Here is a 21659-nt window from a genome sequence, read left to right as displayed (position 1 = left end):
TCCGTAAGTAACTGACTTTCTTTGCAGAATTGGTAGGACCACCCAGATTCGAACTGGGGACCTCTACCATGTCAAGGTAGCGCTCTAACCAACTGAGCTATGGTCCTGTGTTCTGCAACGGGGACGAAATATACTGATCCCTCCGGGGTTAGTCAACCACTTTTTCAGCTTTATGCGTTTTAATCAGGCGTTTAACAAAATTTCGAAAAATTGCCCAGCGGTTGACCATTAACGCCGCGAAGATCAGTCCGCACCCGATAACCTGAAGTGTCGTCATGGCCTCAAAGAACCATACCGCAGCAAACAGGGCGACCCAGACCGGCTCGAGTGTCAAAATGACCACGCCGTTCGAATTCGCCGCAAGACTCTGGGCATAGGTCTGCAATAAAAACCGTCCGGCGGTGGCGACGACGGCGCTGGCCAGAATCCACACGGGCAGCATGGGATTCAGGTCGATAAACACGGGGCGCCAGTCTTCGAGCAACACCGATTCCAACAGGGTGATCAGACCCACCGATAGCAGCGCCAGGGCGGTCAGCGGCAGAGCCGGGATTTTGGCGGTCTGGACGGTCTGGCCGGAAGGCAGCACCAGGTCACGCTGGTTGGCCGCGCGGGTGTTGAGGATGAAATACAGGGCAAAGGTGAGTGCTGAGCCGATAAAAAACAACTGCCCCGGGTCCGGGCGGAAGCCGTTTTCGAGGGACAGCAGGGCCAGGCCGGAAATGGCGATGGGTAACGCCACCCAGGTACTGGTCGGTTGCGGTTCAGCAAAGAAGCATCGGGCAATGATCGGTACGAACACCACCCCGAGGCTGGTGAGGAACGCGCCTTCCCCGAGACTTTCGTTGTGGAACAGGCCCATGACCCACAAACTCATGCCGACGCTGAAAACCGCACCCACGGTGACTCCCCGGCGCAGTTGTTCACGGGTCAGAGCGAGCAACTGACGGTGGGCGATGAGGGCCAGCAGAAGACCAGCCGCCAGGAAGCGGGCGGCCATAAACAACAGGGGCGGCATCAAAAGGACCGCCTCCTTGGAAAACATCCAGCCAATGGCCGCCATCAAGGTGACAGCGATCATCAGCAGGTCAGACTTGCGGGCGGCGGTCATTCCTCTTTCTTATAGATGTTCTCGTAGACATAGTTGGTTGCTTCCACGAATCCATCGATACTGCCGCAATCAAACCGGCGTCCCTTGAACTGATAGGCCAGCACGCAGCCGTTTTGAGCTTGTTCCAACAGCGCGTCGGTGATCTGAACTTCGCCATTTTTTCCGGGAGGGGTGCGTTCAATGATGTCGAAGATGTCCGGCGTGAGAATGTAGCGACCAATGATGGCCAGGTTGCTGGGGGCATCTTCGGGGTTGGGCTTTTCAACCATGTCGGTGACCCGGTAGAGCCCGTCTTTCATCGCTTCGCCTGCGATCACCCCGTATTTGTGGGTTTCGTCGGCGGGCACTTCTTCAATGGCAACAATCGAGCAGCGGAACTGGGTGTAGAGTTTGACCATCTGTGCCAGCACACCGTCACCGTTTTCTGAGCCGAGGCAGAAGTCATCCGCCAGAATCACCGCAAAAGGGTTGTCGCCTATGAGGTTGCGGCCACTGAGAATGGCGTGCCCCAAGCCCTTCATTTCATTCTGGCGGGTGAACGCAAAGGTGTTGTGATCGATCAGGTCGCGGATGGAGGTTAACAGGTCTTCTTTGCCAGTACCGGCAATCTGGTGCTCCAGCTCATAGCTGATGTCAAAGTGGTCTTCAATGGCGCGCTTGCCGCGACCGGTCACAAAGCCGAATTCGTTAATGCCCGCTTCGGACGCTTCTTCTACCCCGTATTGCACCAAAGGTTTGTTAACAATCGGCAAAATTTCCTTGGGCATGGCCTTGGTAGCGGGTAGAAAGCGGGTGCCGTAACCGGCTACGGGGAACAGGCATTTCCTGATCATGGGGTCGTCCTTAAGTCCTGAGAATATCGGGGTTGGTACGAAAAGTGTGCCAAGTGTAACCAAGTTAATCTGGAAATGGAGTACAACGGCTTCAAAAATTACCGAACAGAGGGCCTACATGCCGACTTTTATTACAGAAACAGTCTTTGGAAACAAGTGTAACTGAATGTATTCAATAAAAATTAAAACTTGCTTTTCGCCAATTTTAACTGGCAACCCGCAGCGGTATTTCATATAGTCAGCGCCTAAATTTTAAGCAATGTTTTAAGGTGGCGCGGCATCTAAATCGCGCCGCCGGGGATGGAATGGGTGCGATTTGGATCCTGGCTGGTGCTGCTGTTTGGCGTAACCAGTTGCAGTCTGTGGGCAGAACCGGGCGCTGACGAGATGGTGATGCAGTGTGCACCAGCGCACCCCGAACAGGACGCCGGGGCCGGCGATGGTGCGCCCGCGCTGGAAGACCGGTGGTCCGCCCCGTCCCTCCTGCTGGCGGACATAGGGCGCTGGGTCGCGCGGATCAACCCGAAAATCCCGCCGCCGGCGGACAGCTTCAGCCCTGAGATGCCTGGGCGCCCTGACGCCCCGGGGTGGCTGAAAGGCAGCGAATTACACCGCCATTGGCGCAACCCCCGATTTGAGTTGCTGGGTGACAGCCAGCACACCAGTGAACGTGGCCGTGAACATATCGGCCTCGCCGCCAACAATCTCCTTCATGCCAGGCACTCTTTAAACCTGGAATACCGCGCAGTTGATGCGTTACGGGTGCAGGACCATTCCAAGGCCTATGGTTTCAACTACGCGTTCCCGGTAGCCAGCAACTGGTTTGAGCTGGGGCTGCAACGGACGGAGTACCAGAACACCGCCGTCAGCTCGGCAGGCAAGCACGATGTCAGTGGTGATTCCAGGGTGGTGAGCTTTTCTGGTCGCCGCGCCATGCACCGGTGGCGTTACCTGCGCCTCGATGGCCGGTTTGCATTTTCGGAAAGGGAAACCCGGGTGTTTGAGGCAGGGCGTTGGGTGAAGGATTCGTTACATCAGATTTCGCGTGTTCAGTTTGACGGTTATGCCACGCATGAGCTGGGTTTTGAGGTGCAGGCAAGCACCCGGTTCTCGGTCATCGGTGGTGTGGATGTGAATGGTGCCGAGTACCGGGACGAGGAAGGCTATCGTGTGGACAACCCCTTTCACAAATACGTGATCGCGGGGAGCTTGCGCCGCCAGTTGTGGTTGTGGAGTCTGGGCGTCAGTGGCCGCTATCAGTTTTCGCCCGATGACATGCCCGCCTCCGAATACATGAAGGTAGCGGGCCCCGGGCTTATCTCAGGGTTTGCTGGCCGGTCCCTGCGGTCACCGGTGGGAGGCTGGTTACGGGTGGACGCTGCCAGCCCGCCGTTCCTGGTGCCGTTTACGTCACACCTGCTTTCGGGGGTTCGCTTGTCGGTGCTGCAAGGGTGGATGCCCGACAATCCTGCTGCGCGTGACCACTATCAAAGTGCCAGTGCTGCAGAGCTCTCTGTGGGGCTGCAAACCCGGGGGCTCCACGCCGACATCAGTGTCGGGAGCATGCTTGAGGAGTCGCCGCTTACCTCGTTATCGCCGCACCGTCCGGATGTTTCTGTGTCTCTGTTCCTTGAGATCTGACTTTTCCGGCAGTCTTTCCAAATACTCCGCTTTCACAATTCTTGCCGTAGGCACCCAGGTTCCGCGGTCTGCGGCAGCCTTTGCCCTGTGGCTGTAAACAATATTCAAGGATTCTTGTCGTGGATTGTTGACAATGTGGGGTGTGATGCGTAGTTTTGCACACATTACACCATGGATTGTTAACAAAGACATGAGCCAAGCATCCGTACAGAGTCAAACCCGCGCCGATGAGGCGTTCGATTGTCTACAAACTGCTATTGTAAAGGGTGAGCTTGCACCGGGCGAAAGAATTGGTGAAGTGGAATTGTGCGCACGGTTTGACCTGACCCGCGGGCCCTTGCGTGAGGCGTTGGGCCGCCTTGAATCCCGAGGTCTGCTGGTGCGCAGGCCCCATGCGGGCGTGAAGGTTGTTTCGGTGAGTGCGGATGAGTTGGTGGAGTTGTACCGGATCCGGGAGCTTATGGAAGGTCTGGCGGCGCGCCAGGCGGCGGAACGAATGACGGACGAGGAAATTGCCGATCTGCAGGCCACACTCGACAGCCATGAGGCGATGATTAACCAGGCGCACGGCCAGGCCTATTATCAGGAGGAGGGTGATTACGATTTCCACCACCGTATTGCCACCGGCAGCCGTAACGCCAAACTTGCACAAATGCTGCTCGGTGATCTGTATTACATGGTGCGTATGTACCGCTACCGCCTGAGTACGTCGGTGGGTCGCCCCCACAAAGCATTGAATGAGCATCGCCGCATCGTGGAAGCCATCGCCCAGCGGGATGGCGAGCTCGCAGAGTTTTTAATGAAACGTCATATCAGCGCGGCCCGCAGGAATGTGGAAAAAAACATTGCCGACGGGCTTATGTCCTTTTGAGTCTTTTGATACCCCAATAGCCAGCCGCAAGGCCAAGGAGTCAGATCATGGTTAACGCACAATCCCCTGGTGCCCGCTTTCGCAAGGCGCTGAAAGACAACAACCCACTCCAGATTGTAGGCACCATCAACGCCTATGCGGCCATGATGGCTGAACGGGTCGGCCACCAGGCTATTTACCTCTCTGGCGGGGGCGTGGCGAATGCCTCGTACGGATTGCCCGATCTTGGCATGACCAGCCTGAACGACGTGATTGAAGACGTCCGTCGCATCACCTCGGCGTCCGCGCTGCCGTTGCTGGTGGATATCGATACGGGGTGGGGCGGGGCGTTCAACATCAACCGCACCATCAAGCAAATGGAGCGTGCCGGTGCTGCGGCTGTCCACATTGAAGATCAGGTCGCCCAGAAACGCTGTGGTCATCGCCCCAACAAAGAGATTGTTTCCAAGCAGGAAATGGTCGATCGCATCAAGGCTTGTGTGGACGCCCGTGAAGACGACGATTTTTTCATCATGGCGCGCACCGATGCGTTCCAGCAGGAAGGTCTGGAAGCCGCCATTGATCGGGCTCAGGCCTGTATCGAAGCCGGGGCCGATGGCATTTTTGCGGAAGCCGTGACCGAACTGGAACACTACCGGGCCTTCTCTTCTGCGATCGATGCGCCTTTGCTGGCAAACATCACCGAATTTGGTGCCACCCCCCTGTATAACCGCAGCGAGCTTGCCGAAGCCGGTGCCGATATGGTGTTGTACCCGTTGAGCGCCTTCCGTGCGATGAATAAAGCCGCGGTGGCGGTGTACCAGAATATTCTGGAAAAAGGCGATCAGAAAGACGTCGTCGATATGATGCAAACGCGCATGGAGCTTTATGATTTTCTGAATTACCACGACTTTGAGCAGAAGCTGGATCAGTTGTTCCAGCAGCAAAAAGGGTAATCGCAGAGTACCTTCTGAAATCAAGACAGAACTGAAAGTCGGGCGGGGTTCACCCCTGGCTCCGACAGCTCAACAACAAGAGGGAGTGTAGCAATGGCTGAAGCAAAAAAACTGGGAGGCGCTGGTCTCCGTGGTCAGGTGGCGGGTGAGACGGCTCTGTGCACCGTGGGTAAAACCGGTACCGGTCTGGCGTATCGGGGCTACGACGTCAGCGATCTGGCCAAACATGCGCAGTTTGAAGAGGTGGCCTATTTGCTGTTGCGCGGCAAACTGCCCAATCAGCAAGAACTGGATGCGTACAAGAAAAAACTGATCAGCCTGCGCGCCTTACCGGATGCGCTGAAAACCGTACTTGAGCAAATCCCCAAGGACGCCCACCCGATGGACGTCATGCGCACCGGTTGCTCCATGTTGGGTAATCTGGAAACCGAAGCCGACTTCTCCGAGCAGGACGATAAGATCGACCGGATGCTTGCAGTTTTCCCGTCCATCATTACCTACTGGTACCGGTTTGCCCACGAAGGCGTGCGCATCGACACCGCCGGCGAAAGCGATACCATCGGTGGCCATTTCCTCGAGCTGCTCCACGGCAAGAAGCCCAGCGAGCTGCACGAACGGGTCATGAATGTGTCATTGATCCTCTATGCGGAACACGAGTTCAACGCGTCAACCTTCACCGCGCGGGTGTGTGCGTCGACCTTGTCGGACATTCACAGTTGCGTGACCGGCGCGATTGGGACCCTGCGGGGGCCGCTGCATGGCGGTGCCAACGAAGCCGCGATGGAACTGATCCAGAAGTTCAGCAGCCCCGACGAGGCCGAAGCGGGCCTGCTGGGTATGCTGGAGCGCAAAGAAAAAATCATGGGCTTCGGCCACGCGATTTACCGCGAGTCCGATCCGCGTAACGTGATCATCAAAGAGTGGTCGAAGAAACTGGCGGATGAAGCGGGCGACACCGTGCTCTACCCCGTATCGGTCCGGTGCGAGGAAGTCATGTGGCGTGAGAAGAAGCTGTTCTGTAACGCTGACTTTTTCCACGCGTCCACCTATCACTTCATGGGCATCCCGACCGAACTGTTCACCCCGATTTTTGTCATGTCGCGGGTTTCCGGCTGGACCGCCCACGTAAAAGAACAGCGCGCCAACAACCGCATCATCCGTCCAAGTGCGGAATACACGGGGCCCGATCAGAACGAGTTTGTGCCCATTGAAGAGCGGGCCTGACGGGCTTGAGTGCCAGTTGATTTGCCCCTCACCCCCCCAGCCCCTGTCCCTTCGCGGGAGAGGGGTGGGGAGAGGGCGCAAATGAACCAACCAACACACGCCAGAACGGTCAACTCCGGTCTGGCCTGACCGTAAAATAAGGGTAGCGCCCATGAACACCGATTATCGCAAGCCGCTTCCGGGCACCGACCTGGAATACTTTGATACCCGCCAGGCGGTCGAAGACATTCAGCCCGGCGCCTACGACACACTGCCATACACCTCCCGCATTCTGGCCGAAAACCTGGTGCGTCGGTGTGAGCCGGAAGTGCTGACGGACGCACTGCAACAAATCATCGGGCGCAAGCGGGAGCTGGACTTCCCCTGGTACCCGGCGCGAGTGGTGTGCCACGACATTCTTGGTCAGACCGCACTGGTGGATCTGGCCGGCCTGAGGGACGCCATCGCGGAAAAAGGCGGAGATCCCTCCAAGGTCAACCCGGTCGTGCCGACTCAGTTGATCGTGGACCACTCCCTCGCCGTGGAGCACGCGGGTTTCGAAAAGGATGCGTTCGAGAAGAACCGCGCCATTGAAGACCGTCGCAACGACGACCGCTTCCACTTCATCAACTGGACCAAAAAGGCGTTTAAAAACGTCGATGTGATCCCGCCGGGCAATGGCATCATGCACCAGATCAACCTGGAAAAAATGTCGCCGGTGGTGCAGGTGTACGACCGGGTGGCTTTTCCGGACACCTGTGTGGGTACCGACAGCCACACCCCCATGGTGGACGCGCTGGGCGTTATCTCCATTGGCGTGGGTGGCCTGGAAGCCGAAACCGTGATGCTGGGCCGACCGTCATACATGCGGCTGCCGGATATCGTAGGTGTTGAGTTGACCGGCAAGCTGCAGCCGGGCATTACCAGTACCGATATGGTGCTGGCGCTGACCAAGTTCCTGCGCACCGAGCGGGTAGTGGGCGCCTACCTGGAGTTCTTTGGCGAGGGCGCCGATGCCCTGACCATTGGCGACCGGGCCACAATCTCCAACATGACCCCGGAGTATGGGGCCACCGCAGCCATGTTCTACATTGATGGTCAGACCATTGATTACCTCAAGCTGACCGGCCGTGAAGACGACCAGATCGCGTTGGTGGAGCAGTACGCCAAGGTGTCGGGGCTGTGGGCCGACAGCCTGAAAACGGCCGAATACGAGCGGGTGCTGACCTTTGATCTGTCCTCGGTGACCCGCACCCTGGCGGGCCCCTCCAATCCGCACGCCCATCTGCCGACCTCCGAGCTGGCCGCGCGTGGCATCGCCGGAGTCTGGGAAAAGGAAGAGGGCAAAATGCCGGATGGCGCGGTGATCATCGCGGCCATCACCAGCTGTACCAACACCAGTAACCCCCGCAACATGATTGCGGCGGGGCTGATTGCACGTAACGCCAATAAGTTGGGGCTGACCCGCAAACCCTGGGTCAAAAGCTCGCTGGCACCGGGTTCCAAAACGGTTGAGATGTATCTGGACGATGCCCAGCTGTTGCCGGAGCTTGAGACTCTGGGTTTCGGGGTGGTGGGTTTCGCCTGTACCACCTGTAACGGCATGAGTGGCGCTCTGGATCCGGAGATTCAGCAAGAAGTGGTTGAGCGTGATTTGTACGCCACCGCGGTGTTGTCGGGCAACCGCAACTTTGATGGCCGGATTCACCCGTTTGCGAAACAGGCCTTTCTGGCGTCGCCGCCGTTGGTGGTCGCCTACGCCATCGCCGGCACCATCCGCTTTGACATCGAAAAAGACCCCTTGGGTCACGACCAGAACGGCAATCCGGTCACCCTGAGCGACATCTGGCCAGCGGATGAAGAAATCGATGCAATCGTGGCGGCGAGCGTCAAACCGGAACAATTCCGCGAAGTCTACATCCCGATGTTTGACGTCACCCGGGAATCCCAGGCTCAGGTCAACCCGCTGTATGACTGGCGCCCGCAAAGCACCTACATCCGCCGCCCGCCGTATTGGGAAGGGGCTCTGGCCGGTGAGCGTACCTTGAAGGGCATGCGTCCGCTGGCGGTGCTGCCCGATAACATCACCACCGACCACCTCTCGCCGTCGAATGCCATCATGCGGGATTCGGCGGCTGGTGAATACCTGCACAAGATGGGCGTGCCCGAGGAAGACTTCAACTCCTACGCCACTCACCGTGGGGATCACCTGACGGCCCAGCGCGCTACCTTCGCCAACCCGAAACTGTTCAACGAAATGGTGTTGGATGAGAACGGCAAGGTGAAACAGGGCTCGCTGGCGCGTATTGAGCCCGAGGGTAAGGTCACGCGTATGTGGGAAGCCATTGAAACCTACATGGAGCGCAAACAGCCGCTGATCATCATCGCCGGGGCGGATTATGGACAGGGTTCGTCCCGTGACTGGGCTGCCAAAGGCGTGCGCCTGGCCGGGGTGGAGGCGATTGTGGCAGAAGGCTTCGAACGCATTCACCGCACCAACCTGATTGGCATGGGCGTGTTGCCGCTGGAGTTCCAGCCGGGTACCACCCGTAAGACCCTGGAAATTGACGGTACCGAGACCTACGACGTGGTGGGCGACTTCACGCCGGGAGCCATTCTTACCCTGATCATCCATCGCAACAATGGCGATCGGGTGGAGGTGCCGGTGCGCTGCCGCCTGGACACCCAGGAAGAAGTGTCTATCTACGAAGCTGGCGGTGTACTGCAACGCTTTGCTCAGGATTTCCTGGAAGCGGAAGGAGCGGTTTAAGCCCTGCCCCCTCTCCCCACCCCCTCGCCCCTGGCGGGAGAGGGGGTGGGAGAGAGGAAATCACCAACCGCCATCAGCCCATCCACCGCCGGATTGATGCAGTTGCAATCCGGCGCCTGCACTTAAGGGGTAACCCATGCCTAGCAACCCACAAATCAAAATCCCCGCCACTTACATGCGTGGTGGCACCAGCAAGGGGGTGTTTTTCAGCCTGAAGGATTTGCCCTATGAGGCGCAGGTTCCGGGCGCGGCCCGGGACAAGCTGTTGCTGCGGGTAATCGGCAGCCCCGATCCGTATGGCAAACAAACCGACGGTATGGGCGGCGCCACTTCGAGCACCAGCAAGACGGTGATTCTGTCGAAAAGCGAACAGCCCGACCATGATGTGGATTACCTGTTCGGCCAGGTGTCGATTGACAAGCCGTTTGTCGACTGGAGTGGCAACTGCGGTAATCTGACGGCCGCGGTGGGCTCCTTCGCCATCAGCAACGGTCTGATTGCCGCCGACCGCATTCCCGAAAACGGGGTGGCAGTGGTGCGTATCTGGCAGGTGAACATCAGTAAAACCATCATCGCCCATGTCCCGATCACCAACGGGGAGGTGCAGGAAACCGGTGATTTCGAACTGGATGGGGTCACCTTTCCGGCGGCCGAAGTGCAGGTGGACTTCATGGACCCGGCCGACGGCGACGGCGCCATGTTCCCCACCGGCAATCTGGTGGACGAGCTGGAGGTGCCCGGCGTCGGTAAACTCGAGGCGACCCTGATCAACGCGGGCATACCCACCATTTTCGTTAACGCTGACAGCATCGGGTATACCGGCACGGAGTTGCAGGAGGCAATTAACGGGGATGACAAGGCCCTGGCGATGTTTGAAACCATCCGCGCCCATGGGGCGGTGCGCATGGGGCTGATTCAATCGGTCGAAGAAGCCGCGGCGCGTCAGCACACCCCCAAGGTCGCGTTTGTGGCCAGGCCGGCGGATTATGTCGCCTCCAGTGGCAAGCCGATCACCACGGGCGACATTGATTTGCTGGTACGGGCCCTGTCCATGGGCAAATTGCACCACGCCATGATGGGCACCGCGGCGGTGGCTATTGGCACGGCCGCAGCGATTCCCGGCACTCTGGTGAATCTGGCCGCCGGTGGTGGCGAGCGCACCGCGGTGCGTTTCGGTCACCCCTCCGGCACCTTGCGGGTGGGCGCTGAAGCCCGCCAGGTGGACGGAGAGTGGACGGCGATCAAAGCGTCCATGAGTCGCAGCGCACGAGTGCTGATGGAAGGCTGGGTGCGTATCCCCGGCGACTCGTTTTAAGCGTCCCCCCTGCCAGTGAACGTGCCGAGGGGCCTGTTCACTGGTTTCTCCGGCGCACCTGAACGATACTGACGGTTCACATCAGGGTGTGCCGGTGCTCCTGCACCGCCACGGGTAAAGGCCATCCGGCACCCAGCGCGAAGAAGGAGACACCGCATGTCTGCTACTTACGACCTCAACGAACGCCCCGATTACGACGACGTCCTCCAATCCATCGCCGACTACGTTTTAACATTCTCCCCCGGCAGCGCGGAGGCGCTCGACACCGCCCGCTATTGTCTGATGGATACCCTGGGGTGCGGGTTGCTGGCGTTACGCTTTCCTGAATGCACCAAACACCTTGGTCCGCTGGTTGAGGGTACCACCGTTCCCCACGGGGCGCGGGTCCCCGGTACGTCGTTTCGCCTGGATCCGGTTAAAGCCGCCTGGGACATTGGCTGCATCATCCGCTGGCTGGACTACAACGACACCTGGCTGGCGGCAGAATGGGGCCATCCATCCGATAATCTGGGGGGCATACTCGCCGTCGCCGATCACCTGTCCCAACAGCGCGTCGCGCGGGGGCAAGCCCCCATCACCATGCGTACCCTGCTGGAAGCCATGATCATGGCCCATGAAATCCAGGGGGTTCTGGCCCTCGAGAATTCGTTTAACCGGGTCGGTCTGGATCACGTGGTGCTCGTTAAGGTGGCGTCAACCGCCGTTACCGCCAAACTGATGGGCGCCAATCGTGATCAGCTGCTGTCCGCGTTGTCCCACGCCTGGGTCGACGGACAGGCGTTGCGCACCTATCGGCATGCTCCGAATGCGGGTTCACGCAAATCCTGGGCGGCCGGCGACGCCACCTCGCGGGGGGTGAGGCTGGCGGATATTGCCATGCGCGGTGAAATGGGGATTCCCGGTGTGTTGACAGCCACCCAATGGGGTTTTTATGAGGTGTCATTCAGCAAAACCAATCAGGATCAAACGGTAAAACCAGTGGCGCAGCGCCGGTTTTCTCTGCCGCAACCGTTTGGCACCTACGTGATGGAAAACGTGTTGTTCAAAATCTCGTTCCCGGCGGAGTTCCACGCCCAGACCGCCGCCGAAGCTGCGGTTACGCTGCACCCGCAGGTCAAAGACCGTCTGCAGGAAATCGACAAAATCGTCATCAGCACCCACGAATCGGCCATTCGCATCATCTCCAAGGTCGGCAAACTCGCCAACGCTGCTGACCGGGACCATTGCCTGCAATACATGACCGCAGTGCCGCTGATTTTCGGTGACCTGGTGGCCGAGCACTATGAAGATGACTTTCACCAGGCGAATCCGCTGATCGATAACCTCCGTGACAAAATGGAAGTTATCGAGGACAAAGCTTTCACCCGCCAATACCTGGAGGCGGACAAGCGCTCGATCGCCAATGCGCTGCAGGTATTTTTCCAGGACGGCAGTCACACGGAAAAAATCACCGTGGAGTACCCCATCGGTCACCGTCGCCGCCGCAAAGAAGGCATGCCGCTGCTGGTTGAGAAGTTCCGGAATAATCTGGCCACCCGTTTTCCACCAGCCCGGTGCGCGCGTATTCTCCAGTTGTGTGAGTCTCCGGACGAACTGGAAGGTACTTCCGTGCACGAGTTCGTAGAGTTGTTCGTTATATAGTGGGGGGTAGGCGGCGTCCAGACCTGTTAACCTGTGTAACTGAGCGGTTACACTTGATTGCAGTTTGAGGAAAATAACGTACACTTTTAAACAGGTTAATGGTGTCAGTATCCGTTGCAGTGGACGCGCGGATGAAGCTCTGTACGCACAGACAAGGAGTTGACGTGGGCCACGTCAGAGTGTTCAAGCATTACATTCATTTGCCCTATCTCATACTCGGGTTGGTTGACTTCGTGGTTTTGAAGGCAGCCTTCTGTGTCACGGTGTTCTTCAAATACTTCGGCGACCCTGATTTTTTTATCGCCAACCTGGGTTTTGTGCTTCCTTCCGGGATCGTGTTTGCAGCTCTGGCGCTGCTGGTGATGATTGCCATCGGTGTTTATCCGTCCCGGTTGCACGAGGGCATGTCGGGCATGATGCTGCGGTCGATCCTGGCGTTGTTCATCAGCCTGCCATTGTCAGGCATGGCGTATTTGTTGGCGGACGAATGGCTTTGGTATCTGGGCGGCGGCGGGGTACTGACGACGTCGTCCGTGTTGGGGGTGTTTTTTCTCGGGATCGCCCGGGTGTTGTTTTATGCCCTGGTGAATAAAGACAACTTCAAACGTAATGTGCTGATTCTTGGGGCGGGGTTACGTGCCCGGCAATTGTTTGAAGATTTTCAGACACCGTTCAACCGCAAAGGGTTCGTACTCGCCGGCTTTGTACCTCTGGTCGGTGAACCTCCACAGATCGCGACTGAAAAACTGATTTCCCCTCACACCAGTTTGCAACACTACACCCTGACGAATGACATCAGCGAGATTGTCGTTGCGGTAGATGACCGTCGTAAGGGGTTGCCCATGGAAGATCTGCTCGAATGCAAGATGGACGGGGTCCGGGTCGTCGAAGGCACCACGTTTTATGAGCGCGAGTCCCGCAAGGTGGCGCTCGAAATGGTCAGCCACAGTTGGCTGGTGTTTTCGGATGGATTTGCTGTCTCCACGGTCTCAGGCGCTGGCAAGCGGGCACTGGATATTGTTGCCTCGGGCGTACTCTTGCTCGTCGGTTTCCCGTTGATGCTGTTAACCGCAGTGGCCATCAAAATCGAAGACGGCTGGCGTGCCCCGGTGTTCTACAGTCAGGAACGGGTCGGCCTCAACGGTAAAATATTCAAGGTGTACAAATTCCGCTCTATGGACATCAACGCCGAAAAAAACGGTGCGGTCTGGGCGCAAAAAAATGACACTCGGGTAACCAAAGTAGGGGCGTTTATCCGCAAGATGCGGATCGATGAATTACCGCAGATATTCAACGTATTCAACGGTTCCATGGCCTTCGTCGGGCCCCGGCCTGAGCGTCCCGTTTTTGTTGAGCAGCTCGCCAAAAGCATTCCGTTTTACAACGAACGCCATCGGGTCAAACCGGGAATCACTGGTTGGGCGCAACTGTGTTTTGCCTATGCCGATAACGAAGAGGACACTCGCGAGAAACTACGCTACGACTTGTACTATATTAAAAATCACAGTCTGCTTCTGGACTTGCTAATCATAATTCAAACCGTGGAAGTGGTGCTGTTCAAAAAAGGATCGCGGTAAATCCGCTGATTGAACCCGGAAGAGGAATAAAAATGTCACGGATAGTTACTCTCAAATCGTTGGTTCTGGCACTGGTTTCGGTGGTGCTGTTAAGCGCTTGCGCGATAGGCTCTTCTCCGTCATCCCCGGAGAAAATCCAGAACGCCTTGAATTATGACAGCACCAACAGTGTTGACGATTATGTGATCGGGGTCACCGATGTGCTCGCCATATCGGTATGGCGCAATAACGATCTGAGTATCACCGTACCTGTGCGCCCGGATGGAAAAATTTCAGTGCCATTGATTGGCGATGTAGCTGCCAGTGGCCAAACCCCCGAAGACCTGTCCGCCGACCTCGAGCGCAAGCTGGCGCGGTACGTGCGTGAGCCAAAGGTCAGTGTAGTGGTCACCTCCATGGGCAGTCATGAGTTCAGCGACCGGGTGCGGGTTACGGGTGCGGTACGCCAGCCCATGTCTGTACCCCACCGGGCCGGTATGACCGTGCTCGATATTTTTCTGAGTGCCGGGGGCGCGAATCCCTTTGCCGCCTTGAACAACACCATGCTGTATCGCTCGGTGGACGGTGAAGTCGTTGCCATTCCCGTCAGGCTGGATGACATTCTCAACAAAGGCAGAGTACAGACCAATTACGCAATCCGTCCGGGGGATATCCTCGCAGTGCCCGAACGCAGTTTCTGAGACTCACCGGTTTCGATCACCAGAGCAAATGCACAGCATCAGGCGGGACAGTTATGGCACTTCCGTTAACACAGTTACCAGCAGAAATCGTTCGCGAGCTCCGTGCGCGGAAGTGGCTCGTGTTTGTTGTATTTGCGCTCATCAGTTTTGCGGTTCTTATCACAGGGCTGATGTGGCCATACAAATACCGGTCGGAAGTTATCATTTACATCGATGACAGCAACATTATCCAGCCGCTGATGGAAGGCAGCGCGGTTGCCACCAAAATCAGTGAGCGGACATCTGAGGCCCGGCAAACCCTGTGGACCCGCGCGTTGCTGGAGCAGGCGGCGACCGATACCTCCCTGTTTCCTGCCGGGAGCGGCGGCGATTCCTCTGAGAACCTGGAGCGGCTGATTGCCAAGTTGCGCGCGGGGGTGCAGGTGCAACCGCGCGGTAAAAACTACTTCAGCATCGGGTTCCAGTCGACGTCGCAAGTGGAAGCACTGCGCGTGGCTCAGAAACTGGCCCAGTTATTCATCGAAAACAGCAATAAACGCAAACGCACAGAGAGTCGCAGTGCCTACGAGTTCATCGACAAGCAGGTGAAGAGCTACGAGGTGCAACTCGCCAGCGTGGAGCAAAATTTGCAGGAATTCCTATCGGAAAACGTCGACGGAACCGAAGAAGAGGCGACCGCCCGCATGGCGAACCTGCGGCGAGAGCTGGAGGTGGCGCAACTGTTTCGGGAGCAGTTTATTACCAAAGCAAAATCGTTGGAACTTCAGCTGAGTGGCATTCAGCCAAACATCTATAACGAGCGCACGGAAGACAGTTACCGGGCCCGTATCAATGCCATGCAGGAACAACTGGACTCGCTCCGGCTACGTTACCTGGACAGCTACCCCGACATCATCATCGTTCAGGAGCAACTGGCGCAGTTAAAAAGACAACGCCAGCGTGCGCTGGAACGTGGCGACACCTCGGCCCAAACGGTTATCGGTGAGAGCGTGGCCAACCCCTTGTATCAGGAACTCAGAGCACAACTGGTGACCGCCAATACCGAAATTGAAACGATTGAAACGCGCATCCGCTCGCTGAACCAGTTGCTGGACCAACAAAAAGAACGGATGGAACGCATTCAGGAAAACAAGGCCCAATACGCCGAACTGACCCGAGACATGCAGGTGAACAAGCAGATCTACGATGACCTGCTGAAGCGACGGGAACGCGCCCGGGTGTCCATGCGCCTGGATGTGGAGGGGCAGGGATTGAATTTCCGCATCGTGGAGGCCGCCCGTTACCCGTTGGCTCCGACCGGTATGCAATTCAACATGTTTGCCCTTGGGGGGTTGCTCCTCGGGGCCCTGGCGCCGATTGGGGCGATCGCCGGGTATCTGCAAATTGACCCCCGGGTGCGCTCCCGGCGCCAACTGGAAGACGAAGTTGGGTTGCCGGTATTGGTTGAACTGCCGCAGGTCAGAACGCCCTTCGAAAGACGGCGAAACCGCCGCCTCACTATTGCCGTGATTGCTTGTGCCGCGATCACCGCAATCGCATACATTGCCATTGTAGCCGCATCATTAGCAGGGGTGTTGTGATGGGAGATTCCAAGAACCATCTTACGGACGGAGACGTCAGTGAGGCCGAAGCCAAGCAGCGTAACGCGCGTAATGACGAACACACGAGCGCGGCCAAGTGGGCCGGGACACCTCCTCCGGGGGCGTCTGACAAGGAAGTCAGTTCGGATTGGGAAGATTCCAAACTGCTGGTGCCCAGTTCGTTTGAACTGGGTCAGGGCGCGGTGGACAAGCACGTCATCAGCCGGCAAATCCCGCGAATGCAGGAACCCCGCCGCCTGACCAAAGACGACCTCGACGAGCGACGGATCATTTATCCGGATTCCCCGAATCGGGACCTGGTAAACCGGTTTCGCAGTTTGCGGACCAAACTGCTGGAGGCCTCGGGCGGCAACAACTTTACCCTGGTGGTGACCGGAGCAACCGCGGGGGCGGGGTCCTCCTTTGTGGCGTTGAACCTGGCGGCGGCGTTTGCGTTTGATCAGGCCAAGACGGCGCTGATTATTGACTGTAATCTGCGAGAACCGTCGCTGCATTCCGTATTGGACATAACGCCTGAAAATGGCCTGACGGACTTTCTGGAAGATTTTGATTACGACATCGCCCGGGTACTTTACCCCACCGGCATACCCAGACTGAGGCTGATTCCCGCCGGCAGCCAGCGGGAGAGTGCGGCCGAATTCTTCACCTCGTTTCGCATGAAGCAGTTTTTACAGGCGGTCAGACGCCGCTACCCCGACCGGTTTATTGTGCTGGATACGGTTTCCATCAGTGATTCGCCGGACGCCCGGATCCTGACCGATCTGGCGGATTACGCCCTGCTGGTGGTGCCCCACGGACGAATTACCGCAGGTGCCGCCGAGCAAGCGGCGTTGGCATTTGATCCGCAGAAATTTCTTGGAGCAGTAGTCAATGGCTAAACTGGGCCCGTTATGGACGACAATTCTGTTAGTAAGCGCGATTGGTACCGCGCAGGCAAGGCCGGTAGAGATCAGTGGCGGTCTGGAATCCCGTTTCAGTGATAACGTCAGGCAATCGCATCGCAGCCCCAAGAGTGATCTGGAAAACCGGGTCAATGTGCAGGTCAGTCACCAAGCGGATCCGGGCAGGTGCAACTCATCATTGGCGGCGCGACTGGGGTGGGGACACTGGCTTGACAGCTCCTACGATCCGGAACTCTATACCAACATCAGCTTCCTGGGTGATTGCCAGCTGACCCAACGGTTGTACTGGGACCTGTCCAACGACACCCGCGATGTGGTGCAGGACTCCCGGGGTGGCGATAACCCGGATAATTCCACCCGCAAAAACGTGTTCCGGACGGGGCCGCGTTACCAGGTGCAATTGAGTCCCATCGATTTGCTCACCTTGTCCGCCCAATTCGAAAATACCGAGTTTGATGATCCCGCGGAACGGGACAGCAACAGGGTTATTGGCAGTGCCGGTTGGAATCATTTGTTTACCGAAAGCTTCAGTGGCGGCATAAGACTGTCAATGAGCAAGGCCGAACTGGATAGCGGCGAAGAAATTGATAAAAGCACCGCCAGCTTGACGTTCAACAAACAGTGGGCGGCCACGAGCTTGAGTGGCTCAGTCGGCGCAAGCAAGATCGAAACCGAATTTCGAAGCAATACCTCGTCCAGCGATGCGCTGGTTGGCGATCTCATGTTGAACCGGGATATCAATGCCTCCACCAGCATTTATTTACAGGCGAGCCGTCAATTAACCGACCGGTCCTCGGATTTTGACATTATCTTTCAGGGCTTCGTATTCAGTTTTCGGCAATCAAACGCTGTAGAAGTCACCAGCATCCGCAGCGGTTTAAACAAAATCTTCAGTAACGGCAGTGTACTGACCGTCTCGCCATTCGCAGACCGGTCGGATTACCTGGGTACCAACGAGCAGGACGATGCCGTCGGTATCAGCGCACGCTATTCACGCCCTGTCAATCAATGGCTTACCGCCTATCTGAGCGGGCAGTATGTGGCCCGCTCCTATGCCAGCGATGACACTGACGACCGGATCGCGTCCATCAATGCGGGCCTGGGCTATGAACTGACCCGAAAAGCCAGCCTGCGGGCGAGCATCGGGCGCACCCAAAAGTCCAGCGACGTCGCCAGCCGTGAGTACAACGAAAACACAGTTGTTGTGGGCATCAGTTACAAGTTCCGTTAAGCCACCCATCCGGTAAGTGTCATGACCGATCTTTTAAATGCATTGACGGTGGATGTTGAAGACTATTTTCAGGTAGCGGCACTGGCCGAAGCCGTTGATCGTAACGACTGGGACGCCATGGAATACCGGGTGGAAGCCAACACCGATCGGTTGCTGGCGTTGTTTGACCGCCATCGGATCAAAGCAACCTTTTTTACTCTGGGGTGGGTGGCGGAACGATCGAAAGCGCTGGTTCGCCGTATCGACAGCGCCGGTCACGAGCTTGCCAGTCATGGGTACAGCCATCAACTGATCTATAAGCAGACGCCGGCTGTTTTTCGCGAAGAAACCCGTCGGGCAAAGCACATCCTGGAAGATATCACCGGCAAAGCCATCACCGGCTACCGGGCGGCCAGCTACTCCATCACGCAACAGTCGCGCTGGGCCCTGGATATCTTGTGTGAAGAGGGGTTTACCTGGGATTCGTCGATCTTTCCGGTCCATCACGATCGTTACGGCATGCCGGGCACGCCGCGCTGGCCCCACCGGCTCCGCACCGACAAAGGCTATGAGCTGGCGGAGTTTCCACTCAGCACCTTGAAATTCCCGGGGTATACCCTGCCGATTGCGGGTGGCGGTTACTTTCGCCTGTACCCCTATTGGTTCAGTCAGTGGGGGCTGGCGAGCCTCAATCGGCAGGGCCGGCCTTTTGTGTTTTACCTGCACCCCTGGGAAATCGATCCCCAGCAACCCCGGCTCAGGGTCAAGTGGCTTTCCCGGTTTCGTCACTACAACAATCTGGACGTCTGTGAGCAGCGTCTGGAGCGGCTATTAACCCGGTTTCAGTTCACTACGGTGACCCAGGTCTTGCGGGCGCAGGGGGTGTTGGACACGCCTCCGCTCCTGCCAGACGGAACAGAGGACATAAAGCCAGTGGTCAGCCACGGCTGAGCGGCCAAACGCACTCAAGGACGAGGAGCCCATGCTGTACATAATTTTCTGGTTATCACTGCTGGTCTTGCTCTACGTCTACATCGGCTATCCCTTGCTGGTGTGGGCCATCGCGCAGACTTCCCGAAAGCCCTTCCACAGTGGGGTGGAACCCGCAGCGACGCCGCCATTTGTGTCCATACTCATCGCCGCCCACAACGAAGCCCGTGATATAGAGGCAACGCTCACCAATAAAATGGCATTGGATTACCCCACGGACAGACTCGAGGTGTTGGTGATTTCCGACGACTCTGATGATGGCACCGATGATTTGATCGAGGGGCTGGCAAAAACCTCTCCTGTTCCCATCCGCCTCTACCGGCAAACCCCCCGGCAGGGCAAAACCGCCGGCCTTAACACCCTGGTGTCGGAAGCCGAGGGAGACATTCTGCTGTTCTCCGATGCCAACTCCCGGTGGGACGCGCAGGTCGTACGCCATTTGGTCAAGCGTTTTGCAGACCCTGCGGTCGGCTACGTCACCGGCACAATGGTTTACGTGAATAAAGACGGATCTCTGGTGGGTGACGGCTGCAGTGCCTACATGAAATACGAAAACTGGTTAAGGACCCAGGAGTCAGCGATCGGGTCCGTCGTTGGCGTGGACGGCGGCATCGATGCCATGCGCAAGAGCCTGTATCAACCCATGGGCGCCGATCAACTGCCCGATTTCGTGCAGCCCTTAAAAGTGGTCGAGCAGGGCGCCCGGGTAGTGTACGAGCCAGCGGCGCTGCTGAAAGAAGACACCCTTACCGACGGAGGCAGCGAGTTCAGCATGCGGGTGCGGGTCAGTCTGCGGGCGCTGTGGGCGTTGTGGGATATGAAACACCTGATGAATCCGCTGAGCTATAACCTGTTCGCGGTTCAGCTGATCTCTCACAAATTGCTGCGTTACTCCGCCTTTATTCCCTTGCTCGTTTTTTCGCTGGCGGCGTTGCTGCTGGCGGGGCGGGGGGGCATCTACACGCTGAGCTTTTTAGGGGTTGTTGCGCTGTACGCGCTGGGATGGATGGGCAAAGTTAAGCAACAGGAAGGCAAAAAGTCGTCTATATTTTTCTCGGTACCCTATTATTTTCTGCTGCTTAACCTGGCTTCACTCAAGGCGGCGGTAGCGTTCCTGAAAGGGGAGAAAAGAGTGGTGTGGAATCCAAGGAAAGGATGAAACCTGTGACCATCAAAGTGCTGCATTTGATTGATAGCGGCGGGCTTTATGGAGCCGAAAAAATGCTCTTGACGCTGGTGGCGGAACAGCGCAGGCAGGGGCTGGCACCGATGATACTCAGTGCCGGAAAGCCCGGTCAGGCGGACAAACCCATTGAAACCGAAGCGCGGCGCCTCGGATTACCCGTGACACCGTGGCGCATGAAGCCCGGCTTCAATCTGACCGGCGCGCGAAACATCATTCGCTGGGCCCAGGAGCACGGCTATCAACTGCTGCACTCTCACGGTTATAAGTTCAATGTTTTGATGGGCTTATGGCCGGAATTTGTCCGCACCATTCCACTGATCACCACGCTGCATGGTTACGTCAAAGCCCCCCGATTCAGCAAGTCGTGGCTGTACGAAAGTCTGGACCGATTGGGGCTCAGCCAGATGAGAACCGTGGTACTGGTGTCCGAAGCCATGAAGCAGCAAATACCGCGGACCATCGCCCATTCAGCCAGGGTTACGGTCATTCCGAACGGGCTGGATGTGGAGGTGGTACGTGCCAAGGCTCAACGACCCGTTAATGATGCCTGTAGGCGGTTTATAAACCACCATTCGCCTGTGCTCCTTGGAGTAGGGCGGCTGTCGCCTGAAAAAGGCTTTGCCTGCCTGATCCAGACACTGGCAGAAGTGCGACACACCTACCCGGACGCTGGCTTGATTATTGTGGGACAGGGTGGCCAGCGAGAGCGTTTGGCATTTCTGATCGGGCAGCATGGCTTGCAAGAGCACGTATTGCTGCCGGGTTATGTCGACAATGTACCCGCCCTTATGTCGAGGGCGAGTCTGTTGTGCATGCCGTCCACAACGGAAGGGTTGCCGATAACCCTGCTTGAAGCCATGGCCGTGGGTGTTCCAGTCGTGGCAACCGATGTCGGACAGATTGGCGAGGTATTGGGGGGCGGCCAGGGCGGGTGGATCGTCTCACCCGATAAGGTTTCTCAACTGGGCACCGACGTCGTAACAATACTGGCCCATCCGCCGCGCACCCAGGCGGCTGCCAGATGGGCCGGGATGCGGGTCGCCAGAGACTTTTCGGCGACAACCATGGCCAGGCGGTACGAGGAAGTCTATCGGCAGTGTTTGGCGTTGTGCAGAAGGGAGGCGGATAGCACTGTATGAGCACGGAAAGCACTTTGACACTAGGCCGGCATGACCAACCTTAGGGTACAGGGC

Annotated in this window: 17 protein-coding genes and 1 tRNA gene; 15 read left to right on the top strand and 3 right to left on the bottom strand. The window is 57.5% G+C overall.

The window, feature by feature from the left end; genetic code table 11:
• Window positions 1-30: 30 nt before the first annotated feature.
• The 3 genes from BG841_RS15935 to galU form a co-directional block, all read right to left on the bottom strand.
• Window positions 31-107: transfer RNA gene (locus BG841_RS15935), tRNA-Val, on the bottom strand.
• 41 nt (window positions 108-148) lie between these two features.
• Window positions 149-1111 (bottom strand): DMT family transporter, encoded by a 963-nt coding sequence (locus tag BG841_RS15930; protein WP_070058543.1) that lies wholly within the window; start codon window positions 1109-1111, stop codon window positions 149-151.
• Window positions 1108-1944, bottom strand: coding sequence for a UTP--glucose-1-phosphate uridylyltransferase GalU (gene galU, locus BG841_RS15925; protein ID WP_070058542.1), 837 nt, complete (start codon window positions 1942-1944; stop codon window positions 1108-1110). Before galU ends, BG841_RS15930 begins: the two co-directional genes overlap by 4 nt.
• A gap of 309 nt (window positions 1945-2253) precedes the next feature.
• Here galU and BG841_RS15920 point away from each other — a divergent pair, with 309 nt between their 5' ends.
• The 15 genes from BG841_RS15920 to BG841_RS15850 all read left to right on the top strand — a co-directional run bounded on the left by BG841_RS15920 (window position 2254) and on the right by BG841_RS15850 (window position 21605).
• The gene (locus BG841_RS15920) at window positions 2254-3585 is read left to right on the top strand and encodes a ShlB/FhaC/HecB family hemolysin secretion/activation protein (RefSeq protein ID WP_141737124.1); all 1332 of its coding nucleotides are present in this window, start codon (window positions 2254-2256) and stop codon (window positions 3583-3585) included.
• A gap of 190 nt (window positions 3586-3775) precedes the next feature.
• Window positions 3776-4456 carry a GntR family transcriptional regulator gene (locus tag BG841_RS15915; RefSeq protein ID WP_070058885.1) on the top strand — a complete coding sequence of 227 codons (681 nt, stop codon included), beginning with the start codon at window positions 3776-3778 and terminating at the stop codon, window positions 4454-4456.
• A gap of 47 nt (window positions 4457-4503) precedes the next feature.
• Entirely contained in the window at window positions 4504-5391 is an 888-nt protein-coding gene (gene prpB, locus BG841_RS15910) for a methylisocitrate lyase (protein ID WP_070058540.1), read from the top strand.
• Window positions 5392-5484: 93 nt separating this feature from the next.
• Window positions 5485-6615, top strand: coding sequence for a 2-methylcitrate synthase (prpC, locus tag BG841_RS15905; RefSeq protein WP_070058539.1), 1131 nt, complete (start codon window positions 5485-5487; stop codon window positions 6613-6615).
• Between the two features lie 151 nt (window positions 6616-6766).
• Window positions 6767-9364 carry a Fe/S-dependent 2-methylisocitrate dehydratase AcnD gene (acnD, locus tag BG841_RS15900; protein WP_070058538.1) on the top strand — a complete coding sequence of 866 codons (2598 nt, stop codon included), beginning with the start codon at window positions 6767-6769 and terminating at the stop codon, window positions 9362-9364.
• 136 nt (window positions 9365-9500) lie between these two features.
• Window positions 9501-10679 carry a 2-methylaconitate cis-trans isomerase PrpF gene (prpF, locus tag BG841_RS15895; RefSeq protein WP_070058537.1) on the top strand — a complete coding sequence of 393 codons (1179 nt, stop codon included), beginning with the start codon at window positions 9501-9503 and terminating at the stop codon, window positions 10677-10679.
• A 156-nt stretch (window positions 10680-10835) separates the two neighbouring features.
• Complete coding sequence (gene prpD / locus BG841_RS15890; protein WP_070058536.1) at window positions 10836-12320, top strand: 2-methylcitrate dehydratase; 1485 nt, start codon at window positions 10836-10838, stop codon at window positions 12318-12320.
• A 164-nt stretch (window positions 12321-12484) separates the two neighbouring features.
• Window positions 12485-13897, top strand: a complete 1413-nt coding sequence (locus tag BG841_RS15885; RefSeq protein ID WP_083260296.1) for a TIGR03013 family XrtA/PEP-CTERM system glycosyltransferase — start codon at window positions 12485-12487, stop codon at window positions 13895-13897.
• Between the two features lie 32 nt (window positions 13898-13929).
• Window positions 13930-14577: an XrtA/PEP-CTERM system exopolysaccharide export protein gene (locus BG841_RS15880; protein ID WP_070058534.1), complete on the top strand. Its 648-nt coding sequence runs from the start codon at window positions 13930-13932 to the stop codon at window positions 14575-14577.
• A gap of 53 nt (window positions 14578-14630) precedes the next feature.
• Window positions 14631-16157, top strand: a complete 1527-nt coding sequence (locus tag BG841_RS15875) for an XrtA system polysaccharide chain length determinant (protein ID WP_070058533.1) — start codon at window positions 14631-14633, stop codon at window positions 16155-16157.
• Window positions 16157-17056 carry a polysaccharide biosynthesis protein gene (locus BG841_RS15870; protein WP_228141687.1) on the top strand — a complete coding sequence of 300 codons (900 nt, stop codon included), beginning with the start codon at window positions 16157-16159 and terminating at the stop codon, window positions 17054-17056. Before BG841_RS15875 ends, BG841_RS15870 begins: the two co-directional genes overlap by 1 nt.
• Window positions 17049-18311 carry an outer membrane beta-barrel protein gene (locus BG841_RS15865; RefSeq protein WP_070058532.1) on the top strand — a complete coding sequence of 421 codons (1263 nt, stop codon included), beginning with the start codon at window positions 17049-17051 and terminating at the stop codon, window positions 18309-18311. Before BG841_RS15870 ends, BG841_RS15865 begins: the two co-directional genes overlap by 8 nt.
• A 21-nt stretch (window positions 18312-18332) precedes the next feature.
• Window positions 18333-19241 carry an XrtA system polysaccharide deacetylase gene (locus BG841_RS15860; protein ID WP_070058531.1) on the top strand — a complete coding sequence of 303 codons (909 nt, stop codon included), beginning with the start codon at window positions 18333-18335 and terminating at the stop codon, window positions 19239-19241.
• A 31-nt stretch (window positions 19242-19272) separates the two neighbouring features.
• Window positions 19273-20439 carry a glycosyltransferase family 2 protein gene (locus tag BG841_RS15855; RefSeq protein WP_070058530.1) on the top strand — a complete coding sequence of 389 codons (1167 nt, stop codon included), beginning with the start codon at window positions 19273-19275 and terminating at the stop codon, window positions 20437-20439.
• Between the two features lie 5 nt (window positions 20440-20444).
• A complete protein-coding gene (locus BG841_RS15850; RefSeq protein WP_228141686.1) occupies window positions 20445-21605 on the top strand; it encodes a glycosyltransferase in 1161 nt (386 codons plus the stop codon).
• Window positions 21606-21659 lie beyond the last annotated feature (54 nt).

This window comes from Marinobacter sp. X15-166B, assembly GCF_001752365.1.
Classification (GTDB): Bacteria; Pseudomonadota; Gammaproteobacteria; order Pseudomonadales; family Oleiphilaceae; genus Marinobacter.
Note: the sequence above shows the minus strand (reverse complement) of the source record. Positions and strands in the feature narration are given on the sequence as shown.

Bases quoted from the DNA above. Each gene is read 5' to 3' on its own strand.
- prpD (WP_070058536.1), top strand. From the start codon at position 10,836: ATGTCTGCTACTTACGACCTCAACGAACGCCCCGATTACGACGACGTC.
- BG841_RS15865 (WP_070058532.1), top strand. From the start codon at position 17,049: ATGGCTAAACTGGGCCCGTTATGGACGACAATTCTGTTAGTAAGCGCG.
- BG841_RS15860 (WP_070058531.1), top strand. From the start codon at position 18,333: ATGACCGATCTTTTAAATGCATTGACGGTGGATGTTGAAGACTATTTT.
- BG841_RS15855 (WP_070058530.1), top strand. From the start codon at position 19,273: ATGCTGTACATAATTTTCTGGTTATCACTGCTGGTCTTGCTCTACGTC.
- BG841_RS15880 (WP_070058534.1), top strand. From the start codon at position 13,930: ATGTCACGGATAGTTACTCTCAAATCGTTGGTTCTGGCACTGGTTTCG.
- acnD (WP_070058538.1), top strand. From the start codon at position 6,767: ATGAACACCGATTATCGCAAGCCGCTTCCGGGCACCGACCTGGAATAC.
- galU (WP_070058542.1), bottom strand. From the start codon at position 1,944: ATGATCAGGAAATGCCTGTTCCCCGTAGCCGGTTACGGCACCCGCTTT.
- BG841_RS15870 (WP_228141687.1), top strand. From the start codon at position 16,157: ATGGGAGATTCCAAGAACCATCTTACGGACGGAGACGTCAGTGAGGCC.
- BG841_RS15930 (WP_070058543.1), bottom strand. From the start codon at position 1,111: ATGACCGCCGCCCGCAAGTCTGACCTGCTGATGATCGCTGTCACCTTG.
- prpF (WP_070058537.1), top strand. From the start codon at position 9,501: ATGCCTAGCAACCCACAAATCAAAATCCCCGCCACTTACATGCGTGGT.
- prpC (WP_070058539.1), top strand. From the start codon at position 5,485: ATGGCTGAAGCAAAAAAACTGGGAGGCGCTGGTCTCCGTGGTCAGGTG.
- BG841_RS15915 (WP_070058885.1), top strand. From the start codon at position 3,776: ATGAGCCAAGCATCCGTACAGAGTCAAACCCGCGCCGATGAGGCGTTC.
- BG841_RS15875 (WP_070058533.1), top strand. From the start codon at position 14,631: ATGGCACTTCCGTTAACACAGTTACCAGCAGAAATCGTTCGCGAGCTC.
- prpB (WP_070058540.1), top strand. From the start codon at position 4,504: ATGGTTAACGCACAATCCCCTGGTGCCCGCTTTCGCAAGGCGCTGAAA.